Annotated in this window: 3 protein-coding genes; all 3 read right to left on the bottom strand. The window is 36.4% G+C overall.

Translation table 11 applies throughout. The features are described from left to right. Positions 1-66: 66 nt before the first annotated feature. Genes Q8G36_RS04880 through Q8G36_RS04870 form a run of 3 tightly spaced genes read right to left on the bottom strand, consistent with a single transcriptional unit; the run spans position 67 to position 12,628 of the window. Positions 67-4,785, bottom strand: a complete 4,719-nt coding sequence (locus Q8G36_RS04880; protein WP_305159230.1) for a non-ribosomal peptide synthetase — start codon at positions 4,783-4,785, stop codon at positions 67-69. Between the two features lie 27 nt (positions 4,786-4,812). Next, positions 4,813-5,079, bottom strand: a complete 267-nt coding sequence (locus Q8G36_RS04875) for a phosphopantetheine-binding protein (protein ID WP_251435583.1) — start codon at positions 5,077-5,079, stop codon at positions 4,813-4,815. A gap of 10 nt (positions 5,080-5,089) precedes the next feature. Continuing rightward, complete coding sequence (locus Q8G36_RS04870; RefSeq protein ID WP_305159229.1) at positions 5,090-12,628, bottom strand: non-ribosomal peptide synthetase; 7,539 nt, start codon at positions 12,626-12,628, stop codon at positions 5,090-5,092. Between the last annotated feature and the right edge of the window lie 6 nt (positions 12,629-12,634).

The following is a 12,634-nucleotide window of genomic DNA, read 5'->3' as shown; positions in this document are numbered from 1 at the left end:
TTCCATTATCTTCGTGTCATCCATACCCGCAGATTACAATCATTTTCTATTAAACCAGTAATCACTTTATTTATTAGAATTCAATATATGAAACAAATCTTCCTCAGTGAGCATCGCATCCGGGAAATCACTTTCTATTAAAGAACCTTGGTCAAATTCAGTCCCCTTGATTTCCATGACGACTTTACCAATAGCTTCTATTATTAGGCCCATCTTTTCTTCAGCTAATTTTGAAATTATTTTTATGATTAGTTTTCCATCCTGGATCAATGCCAGGAAATGCAGTTTTGGTTTATTTTCAAACTCACCAAAGTCCCTGCTATTGGATGATTCAAATTGAGAATCCAATCTTCCTAAGTAATTAAAAGTAACGTATATGTCCGGCTCCTGAATGACCCCAGGTCGTAAATACTTGATGACGCCATAATCAAAACCTTTATTTGGGATTTCCCTTATTGCATTCTTCGTGTATTTTAAAGTGCTAGCAAACGTTTCATCTGAATGCAGCAATATGGGATACATCGCAGTAAACCAGCCAACGGTTCTAGTAACATCCATTGTTTCGTCCACCACTTCCCTGCCATGCCCTTCTACTTCAATCCAGAAGTTCTTCACTTCAAAAGATTGTTTCAAACTCTTTGCAATTAATGACAACAATACTTCTTCTACAGTCGCTTTTGATTGCCTTGATAATTCCTGGATCAAGAATTCAGTTTCTTCTTCACTGAATGATTTCTCCATCGTTCTTTCTTCTTTAGCTATAAAGTCTTCCGCTATCTTAAATCCCGTTATTTCACTTTTTGTTTTTTGTTCCCAATAACGGAGTGTTTCAGGGTCCATCAAAGATTCATTGTATTTCTTCAAGAAGTTTGACCAGTCTTTGAATGATGACGTTTTATGAGCAAGCCTTCCTGTTTGATTGTTTAATGCCAGATCATGGAGAGTATTGAAATCCTCAAGTAAAATCCTCCAGGAAACGGCATCAATCAATAAATGGTGGATTACCCAAAAGAAGCGATACTTGTTCGGCTGTTCTTTTAAAACAAGCATTTTCATGATCGGTCCATTACTTATGTCCAATGAACCTTGAGCCTTACTTTCCCATTCATCTCTCACCCTTATTCGCGTTTCCTCATCCAAATGATGTATATCCTTATAGACTAACTCCCATGTTTTGTGTTCGGAGTCTATATGCCCGATATATTTATTGTCACGTTTTTCAAATAGGGTTAACAATCCATCATGATGTTCCACGATATGTGATAGAATTTTTTCAATGTCCTCCATTTGAGCACAGGAATCTTTACTAAAAACAATGGACTGGTTCCAATGATTGATGGAAGCAGTGTGCTCTGCAAAGAACCATTCTTGGATGGGGGTCAGTTCCACATTCCCTCTAGTAGCTATAGGTTGAATCATGACCTTGTTTTCGGTTTTCGCGATCGCTGCCAGCTCTGCTACCGTTTGATTTTCAAAAATTGATTTTGGACTAATGATTATATTTTCCTGCCTTGCTAGAGAACATATTTGAATGCTCTGAATAGAATCGCCGCCAAGTTCAAAAAAGTTATCTCGGATACTGATGTCATCTAAGCCTAAGACACTCTTAAAAATCTGAAGAAGCACTTTCTCATTGAACGTCTCTGGTTCTTCCAATATATTGCTTCTAGTTACCGGTACCGGAAGAAGCGCTGAATCAATTTTCCCATTTGCATTTAACGGAAATTTGTCCACTTGCATAAAGAATGAAGGAATCATGTAACTTGGTAATCTCTCTTTTAAAAATGCTTTTAAGTGATCGTAATCAACTTGTTGTTTTGATGTGAAATAAGCGATTATTTGTTTATTTAAGTTTGGCTGATCCTGAACCTTAATGAATGAGTCACTAACTTGCGGATACGCATTGAGATTGACCGAAATCTCATCAACTTCCACACGGAAACCTCTTATTTTCACTTGATTATCTTTACGCCCCAGGAAAATCAACTCACCATCGCTCGTGAATTTTGCAAGGTCACCGCTGCGATACAAACGCTTTCCAGCTTTAAAAGGATGTTGAATGAACTTTTCTTTTGTTAAATCATCATTATTCACATATCCAACAGCTAACCCTTCACCACCAATATATATTTCCCCTGCAGCACCTATTGGTACGAGTCTTTGCTCTGGACTTAATAAATAGACGTCAGTATTCAGGATTGGTTTGCCGATCGATACTTTATTAGTAGTAGTTTCATTGTTTTCAAACGCTTTAAACATTTCAATCGTGGTCCATACTGAATATTCCGTTGGACCATAGGCATTATAAAAATTTATTTTTTGATAGCGACCCAGCAAAGCTATTGGACATTCAGATCCGGCTGAACCAGCGAATTTCACATCAGATCCCTCTATATTGAGCTCTTGTAATACTGCTGGCGGCAATACTAGGTGCGTTAACTTTTCACTTTTGATTTGATTTTCCAATGCGAATAAATCAAACATTTCCTCCTTATTATTCCCGATATGCAGCTCTGCACCATTTAATAAGCTTCCAAAAATCTCATATATAGAAGCGTCAAAATTAAAAGTGGCAAATTGTAATACCTTTGAGGTCTCATCAAGTTGTAAGTACTTGTTTTGACTTATTATTAAATTCACTACTCCTCTATGAGATAACATGACACCTTTAGGTTTTCCTGTCGTTCCCGAAGTATAGATTATGTAAGCCAGATCGGAAGGTGCGATGTATTCGTTACAGCACTCGGTATCCACGTAATGTATGGATTCTAGATCAATCAATTTAGCTATTTTTTTAATGGCAGGGACCTCAACTTGATTCGTAATGCATATATCCATTTTCGAATCATTGATGATATATTCCAATCTTTCAGCTGGCAGCATAGGATCAAGCGGAATGTATGCACATCCGGCTTTAATGATTCCCAACATGCCAATTACCATATCAATCGATCTGTTTACATGCAGGCCCACCTTATTAGAGCCGTTTTCGATATTATTTCTAACCAATTTCGCAATCACATTTGATCTTTGATCTAATTCCGAATAGGTAATGGTCTTACCATTATCAGCTACGGCCAATTTGTTTGAATGCTTCTTGACGATTCTTGCGAATATGGAGGTGATCGTCTCATTTTGATGTGCATCCGAAACCTCACCTTGCCACTCAAATAACAATTGATTCAGTTGATTGTCATCTAAATACTCCAAATGACAGATAGGTATATCCGCATTTCTGCAAATTTGGAATAACCATTTTTCGAAACTCAACATGAGTCTTTCAATCGTTTCCCGTCTGAAAAGTTCATCGGAATACTCGAATTCCAGGATTAGGTCATGAGAACCCTTTACCTTTATAGTAAGGTCATAATTTGAATAAGGAATGTCGAATTTGTCTTGTTCAAGAGTGAAGAATGAATTGCTAAAGTTCCCATCAAAGCTTTCCTCCATTGCCAAAGCTGTTTGGAACAATGGGGAATGGCTGAGATCCCTGTCTGGATTAATGATTTCTACGATTTTTTCAAATGGAAAAGCCTGATGTTCCAATACATCCAAAATCACTTTACGATTTCGGTTCAATATTTCATGAAATGATTCTGTGGCATCCACTGTTAACTTCAATGGCAGAGTATTGACAAAGCATCCAACTGTCCGGGCAAATTCTTCTTGGCCGCGGTTTGCCACGGTACTCCCGACAATGATTTGATTCTTCCCGGTATACTGACTTAAAAACACTTGATAGGCGGTCATCATAAAAGTATATAAAGTCGTACCATTCTCTTTTAAAATCCTGTCTATCAATACACGAAGTTCATCCGTTATGGTCATTTCCAGTCTTCCACCTGAGTAAGAAGGTGATTTTGGACGTTGAAAGTCAAATGGAAGTTCTAATGCTTCTTCCTCTTTATCTAAATAACTTTCCCAAAACCTCCTTTGGCTTGGCGTACTTTCCTTGACCCACTCCTTATGCCAGGCAGCATAATCTAAATATTGCATGTCTAGAGGAGGAATATCCCCAACCCTGCCCATTTGAATTCTTTCATAAATCTCCATTAACTCTTCGAAAAAGGTGACAAACGATACTCCATCAAAAATAATATGGTGAAAATTGCATACCAAATAATGTTTTTCTTCATCAACTCGAAATAGTTTCATATTAAATAAATGATCATTTTCCAGGTCGAAGCATCTTTCCATTTCTTCAGTAAGATGGGAGGTGACCATTATATTACTGACTTCGGTATCTACTTCCCGACAGTCTTCATAGGCAATTATGTTTCTCCTTTTTTTTGATAAGAATTGAAAGATTTGATGTTCTTCACCCTTGAAATTAGTTCGCAAAGTTTCATGGCGTTCAATCATGAAATCTAAGGCCTGTTGTAGGTCATCAATGTCCACTACGCCATTTAAAATGAATTTAAATGGCATATTATAGAGCGTTTTCCTTACATTCAGGCTGTCAAACAGATACATTCGATCTTGATTATGAGAAAGCATCCCTTCACTTTTCCCACGTTTATAAGGCTTATTTACCTCGACTTCCCTCATGTCGAGAAGCATGTCCAGAAAACTTGCCAGCTTTTCTATATTCCATTGACTTGAAATGATTTCCGGTGTTAATTGAATACCAAACTCCCGTTTTATCGAAGTCAAAAACTCATCTTTTTTTTCATTTGTGCTTAGTGATTCATTCATGTCCTCTACTAGTGATAGTTTAAAAGGTTCGATAACAATTGAAATCAAGTTTAATAGCCTATCTTCCGTTTCACTGATTATCCTTTTCATAGAAAAAACACCTCAATTCTTTTCCATTCAACTTAACTTATTCATATCGGCCAATTGTTTGATGAGTACAGATAGTTCCTGGATGGTGGATTGTTCGAACATCACTTTTATTGGTAATCTCACTCCCATGTTATTCTTCACCATTTGAATAAATTGCATGGCTAAAAGGGAATTCCCTCCTAAGTCAAAGAAGTTGGAATCTGCACCTATTGTTTCTTGTTCTAAAATCTCTTTCCAAAATCCAATAAGCTTTTCCTCAATTAACCTTTCCTTCACCGCAATTGTTGTCTCCATATATATCCCCTCACTTAACTTTCATTTTTTCTAACATTTGGCCTAAGATTTGATTAAATATGGAAATGACTGATGACCTTAACTTTTGATTGACCGCTGCCTCATTAAACTTAATTTGAACACTTGAACCAGGGGTGACGATAATGACGATTGGATAATGGGTCGTTTCCCTTCCTTCTTTCAAACTCACATTGATTTCATCATTATTAGCTAATAGCATGGGATAGTTTTCAAAAGCATATAATGATTCAAACAAATGATTTTCCAAATTAGCCCACTCATAAATCTCTGATAATGGTGTATTCTCGTAAGAACTTAATTCCAAAAATTCGTTTTGAACTTCATCCAGTATTTCCAGGTAGGTCTTTTCTTGGCTGATATGCTTTATAAACGGCACAGTATTGATAAATGGACCAACCATAGCCTCAATATTTTGGACAGGGATATTCCTGCCGGATGTCACTACGCCGCAACAAACATTTTCCGTACCTTTTACTTCTTTTAAAGTGGCTAGCCAAATGGTTAGAAAGAAAGTATTCATGGTAATCTTGTATTCCTGACAGAATCGTTGAATGGAATCACTCAATTCCTCATCCAATACTTTCAAGTAGCTACTCTCAATGTATCCCTCGCCTTCCGACACTCCCGTTAAACTAGATCCAGAATTGCGAGCACCTTCCAATTTCCTTGCCCAATAGTCCCGCAGCTCCTTATTACTCGTATAATCTTTCATATATTCAACATACTTTTTAAATGGAGCACTCACGGATGATGATGGTGTTATTGAATGATAAGAATTAAAAATGTCATTAATCACCATCGAATAACTCCAACCATCCATAGTAATATGATGGAATGTCCATATTAATTGGTATTCATTTTCCGCAAGCTTAACGATCATGAAGCGATTCAACCTATTGTTCTCGATATCTATGATCTTATATTGATCTGCTAACAACTTTTCCAACTTCCCTTGATGATCGATTATTTCTTCATATTCAATCTCGGTATCCATGGAATTCATTAACAGTTGGTAGAATACCCCTTTTCTGCTTGAATATAATTTGGTTTTTAAAATGTCATGTTTCCCTGCAGTTGTCACAATGGCATTCTTTAATTTCCCGACGTCCAGAAAACCTTTAATATCAAAAATGAGCTGCACTTTATACTGGCTGCTTTCACTATCAAACAAGCTATGGTACAACATCCCTTTTTGCAAAGCCGTCAATTCATAAATATCAACAATTCCTGTTTCTTTGTGCAATAGTTGGTTAAGTTCCTCTTCAGGCATATCCACCAATGGAAAGTCTTCCGGGCGGTACATCTGTTTTCCCAATTTTGTTTCTTCTTCCAATGACCGTAACAATTCCGGCAAATTGTGTTGAATATATTTCTCAAAATCTTCTCTTACGAAATGTCTGTTATAGTTTATTTTTATAGTTTGCTCCTCATTCACTACAAGCAATTCGATATCGACTTCATGTTCGGTATAGGAATTATGTTGAATATCTTGTTCACTAAAAAAGATGACCTCTTTTGCAGCCCATTCATTGTTTTGATGAAATCTACCTAAATTATTAAAACTGATGATCGGTCTATTTTGTTTCATATGTGTCTCGCCACATAATTCGGTTATGATTCCATACTCAATCCCTTTATTAGGCAGTGTCCTTAACTTTTTCTTTGTACCTTGAATCGTGTTCGAAATGGATTCTTTATTTTCTATATAAATCGGGCACATGGTCGTAAACCATCCAACTGTCCTGGACAGATCGACACCTGCAAATAATTCTTCGCGACCATGTCCCTCTAAAGTAAAATGAATATCTTTTTTATTAAAATATTTCCCGATTAGCGCTGCGAAAATAGATAAGTATATTTCATCGATAGATGCTTTATACGCTTTTGTCATTTCATTATAGATTTTGTTTGTAATCTCTTTATTCAGCTTCATTTCAAATGATTTTCCATCATAAACATTCCCTGTTTTGACTAGGGCGTTTTCGTATACTGTGTCATGTTCATTCAGCCAGTACTCTTTAATGCCTAAAGGAATGCTATTTTTATATTCATTTAGGTTATTCGCCCATTCCTTATATGATGTCGTTTTATTATCCAGTTTTAGTTCTTGATTGTTTATATCTTGAATATATAGCCGGTCAAAATCTTCGATCAAGATTCTCCAGGAAACCCCATCAACAAGTAAATGATGAATGATCCAAAGGATTACATGCTCATTTTGGCCTGTATGGATGCATACTATTTTCATCAGTGGTCCCTTTGAAATGTTTATGCCCTGTTGTGCACCGATCCCGAGTCTAGCTATTTCCCGTTCCTGTTTGTCCTTATTCATGTTTGATAGATTTACGTAATTCAAAGTCCAATTTTCAGTCGGGTCGATATGCTTTCCTACTTGCAAAAATGATTCTTCTCTATTGAACCTTGATCTAAGCCCATCATGATGTCTGACGATATGGGCCATGATTCTTTGCAGCCGTTTCTCATTCAATTGCGGGTAGCCCTTTAACGTTACAGATTGATTCCAATGATTATAATTATTTATTTGTTGAGTGAAAAACCAACTTTGAATAGGTGTAAATGGTGCCTTTCCAAAAACATCAGACTGATTTATCGTTACATCACCCGTCCATTCCACAATCTTTGCCAGCTCTTCGATACTTTGTTTTTCAAAGATGTTTTTTGATGTGATGAGAAGATTTTCTTTCTTGGCAAGTGAACAAATTTGAATGCTTAGGATGGAGTCTCCTCCACATTCGAAAAAGTTATCAAAGATGGTTATTTCCTGATTATTCAGCACCTCTTTCCATATCTTCAACAATTTTTGTTCCGTTCCATTCATGACACTTTTACTGTTAGTTCCTTCCGGGTTCGTTTTTGTATCCGGCAAGCTCTTCGCATCCACTTTGCCGTTAACGGTTAGCGGAAAGGACTCCATTTTAATGAAATAAGAAGGAATCATATAAGGGGGAAGATGATTCTTCATATAATCCAGGATATAATTTTCTTCAAGGTCATTTTCGGAGATATAATAGGCCATGATGAATTTCTTCGATTTAGATTCATCTTTTATCGCTATGAAGCAATCCTTTATACCAGGGCATTTATTTAGAACTGCACTGACCTCTCCAAGTTCGATACGATATCCGCGTATTTTCACTTGGTCATCAGCCCTACCTGCAAAGAGTAGATTTCCATCCTCGGCATACTTAACCAAATCTCCAGTTTTATATAGTTTCCTTGAGGGATTGAACGGATTTGGAATAAAGCTTTCACCGTTTTTCTCCGGATTATTTATATATCCTCTTGCAATGCCTTTCCCGCCGATATACAGCTCGCCTATTTGACCTTTAGGAGTAGGCATCATCCTGGAATTGAACACGTATGCTTCTGCATTTAAGATTGGCTTTCCGATCGGGATCACTGTATCATCGCTTGGAAGTACCTTATATGCTGTCGCGACGACCGTGCCCTCCGTCGGACCATAATTATTATATAAATCAAAACTCAAACGATCGGGTATCGTTTTTAAACGATCTCCCCCTGTCAAAATAGCTCTGATTGATTCTGGAAATTTCATATCGTTGATAAATAATTGCTCGAGCAGACCCGTTGAAAAAAACGCGAGTGTGACCTTCTCCTTTTCTAACTTCTCCGAAAGGATTTCTACATCCAATAAATCATAGTAATCCAGTATCAAGAGTTTATTCCCATTCGCCAGGTAAGGGAATATCTCCCAAACGGAAGCGTCAAAAGATGTATTCGAAACTAGTACTGCTGCATCTTTTTCATCGACAGAATAATAATTGATATGCCAATTACAGAGGTTAGCCAATCCTCCATGTTCAATCATGACCCCTTTAGGTTTTCCCGTTGTTCCTGAAGTGTAGATGATATAGGCCAGATCACGTTCCGATATCTTTCTTGAATCGAATTCTACACACTCAATTTCTCGTTCTTTTAGTATGTCTTCGATACATATTAGGTTTCCTTCATCACCGGGATACTTTGAAATTCCTTCTTCATTACATAAACAATATGTGATTTGAGCATCCTCAATCATATGTTTCACCCGTGACTCTGGTTGTGATGGGTCCAAAGGCACATATGCCGCCCCAACTTTCATAATGGCTAAAATAGCGGTAACCATATTGATCGATCGATCCATGAAAATCCCAATTCTATCCTCTACATCTACATGGTTCCGGAATAATCGTTGTGCCACCTGATTTGCCCGGGCATTCAACTCGCTATACGTCACCTGATCTTCACCATGAACAATGGCAACATCATTGAAATTTGTACTTACTTTATTCCCAAACCTAGTTATTACATCTTCAAAACGATGATCTTCCACTTCTTGATTTACATTGCCTGTACCCATTTCGATTATTGATTGTAACTGTGCAGGCTCCAAGTAGGTAATGTCCTTTATCCGCTTGCCTTCCTGGGTTGTAATCTCTTGCAGCCAATACTGAAAATTACTAGCCATTCTTTGAATCGTCGTTTTATTAAATAATGATTTGTTGAATTCAAACGAAATGACTAATTCATCCTCATCCATTTCTTCTGCCTGAACAACCAGATCAAATTTAGCTTTAAAGGTATTGATTTTTTTCGGTTTTAACTTGAAATTTCTATATGCCAGCTTTTCTTTTTGGTTATTTTGCAGGACAAATACTGTATCGAACAATGGCGTATTTTCCATGGTTCTTTCTACCGATAAATATTTCAAAATTTCCTTAGTAGGTAAATTTTGATGGTCAAAAATACCTGCAATATTTTTTATATTTTTTCGCAAAATCTCTTCAAATGAATCTTCCTGAGATACATGTAATTTAAAGGGCAAGGTGTTGACGAAATATCCTACCAATTGTTCAGTATCCACATGGTTTCTCTTCGCCAAAGGACTTCCGACGACTACTTCCTCTTCATCAAAATAAACCGACAAAAAGGTTTGATAGGCGGTAAGTAAACTCATGAACAAAGTCGACTTCGTTTTTTTATGAAGATTTTCCAGGTTGTTTTGAATTTCTTTAGGTAACAAAAAGCTGATAATATCGGAAGTGCATTTACCTTCTCCGGTTTTTTGATGATCATATTGTAATAAGGATTTTTGCCGTAATGCAGGTATTTCATTACTCCAGAACTCATTATCCTTACTACTTACATAATTTGGTGAGTTTTTTTGCCATAAAGCATAATCTCCATATTGGATTGATTGGTTACCCCTATCATTTCGTTCGCCATTCTCGATTTCCTCATAAATGGCAAACCAATCATTGATCATTAATGGAATCGACCAACCATCAAAAATAATATGGTGGATGTTACATAATAATTGATATTCACATTCATTTGTCTTCACTAACGCAGTTGATAAGAGGGGACCATTTCCTAAATCAAATTGCCGTTCCGTTTCTTCCTTCACCAAATGATTTATTTTTTCTTCCTGCATGTCTAAAGGAAGATCCGAAACATCGAAATAGTTAATATAATGATGAATCGACTCATCGAAAGCCAAGATGCCCATTCCAGCTTCTTCTCTAATGACACTTTTTAAAATTTGATGTTTATTGCTTAGCTTATCTAAAGATAGTTCCAGATTTCCTTCATTCACTTCACCTGCTATTTCATACGAAAAAACGATGTTATATAACGATTTGTCTACATTGGTTTGGTGAATGAACCACAAATTTTCTTGTTCATATGTTAAAGGGTATGTATTTCTGGCATTAATATGGATAGGTGTATAATCTTGCTTTACCTCTTCTTTTTGACGAGTTTCTATGACTTGGGATAATTTCATAATCGTATCGTTATCCAATAAAACGGAAGGAACAATTTCAATATGAAATTGCTTTTTAATATTGACAATTAATCTCATTATCGATAATGAGTTCATTCCGCTTTCAAGTAGGGACTGATTATTTTTTATAACCCCATTGCCTATGATGCTAACCACCAATTCTCTTACTTTTTCACTTATCGTTTCATTTACTGGACTCTTGATATTCGATGGAGCTTCACAGTCTTTTATGATGAATTTTGGTAATAATGATTTATCCAGTTTTCCATTTACAGTTAGGGGGATGTTGTCCACCTTGATAAAAAAGCTTGGTATCATATAGGCTGGCAATGAGCTTTTTACACTTTCCCTCAAATAATCAGCAGCTAATTCTTCATCAGCAACATAGTATAAAAATAAATGCATATCATCATTAAACGCTTTATCCATTGTTGCAACTGCATTCTTGATGTTTTTCAAATCATTATACGAGCTCTCTATTTCCCCTAATTCAATCCTGAAGCCTCTTAGCTGTACTTGTTCATCATTCCTCGAGATATATTGCAGATCACCATCGTCCAACAGTTTCACTACATCCCCTGACTTATAGTAGCGGACATTATCAATATCCGTAAATTTCATCTTATTCATCATGGGATTTTTATAGTAGCCTAGCGATACACCTTTTCCTGAAACGTATAACTCGCCCTCTTCATCTCCAGTTACTTCTTCTCCATTTGGATTCATCACTTTGAACCCAAGATGAGGCAAGACTTTTCCGATATTGGTCATTCCTTTTTCCACATCACCCTTAGAGATTTCTTTGTATGTTACATGAACGGTCGTTTCAGTTATTCCATACATATTTATTAACTTTGGCAGCCTGACATTTTCGGGAGAAAACCACTGCGCCAATTTCTTGAAGTTTAATGCTTCCCCTCCAAAAATAATGTATTTTAAACTTAATTCATTTTGACGATTTATGAGCTCACCACTCACCTCGAAGAAAGCGCTTGGCGTACAATTAAAAACGGTTGTTTGTGTACTTATCAATAATTCAACAAAGGATATTGGATTTCTGCTTTCCTCAAATGAAACCACTACAACTTCTCCGCCATAAATCCATGCCCCCCACATCTCCCATACGGAGAAATCAAATGCGTAGGAATGGAAAAATGTCCATTTATCTTTATTATTAAACTCGAACAAATCATCGCAGCCTAAAAACAAGTTCATTACATTTTCATGTGAAACACAAACTCCTTTAGGCTTTCCTGTAGAGCCCGATGTGAAAATGATATAGGCTGGATCCTCTGGGTCAATTAAGGTATGTACATTCTCACATGTCATATCTTTTGAATTCTCTATCACTTCATCAATGGATACATAATTACAATCAATGTCGTTAATCCAGCTTTTATCCCCAATTAATAACTTCAATTCTGAATTCTTTATTATATGCTTTACTCTTTCATCAGGACTTTTAGGGTCGATAGGTACATAGGTAACACCCAATTTAAGGAGTGCTATGATTAAAAATAAAACATGCTCGGATTTTTCAATATAGATTCCAACATTGTCTCCTTTATTTACCCCTTTGTCCTTTATGTATATCGCCATTTTATTTGCCAAGATATTCGTTTCTTTATATGTAAATTGCATATCCTTATTTCTTACTGCAATATTGTCTCCATATTCCCTAACACTTTCTTCAAATAAATTCGCTAAAGAATTCATATTCATCATTTT

It is taken from the genome of Peribacillus frigoritolerans (assembly GCF_030676415.1).
Taxonomy (GTDB): Bacteria; Bacillota; Bacilli; order Bacillales; family DSM-1321; genus Peribacillus; species Peribacillus frigoritolerans_A.
This window is presented reverse-complemented; position numbering and strand designations above follow the sequence as displayed.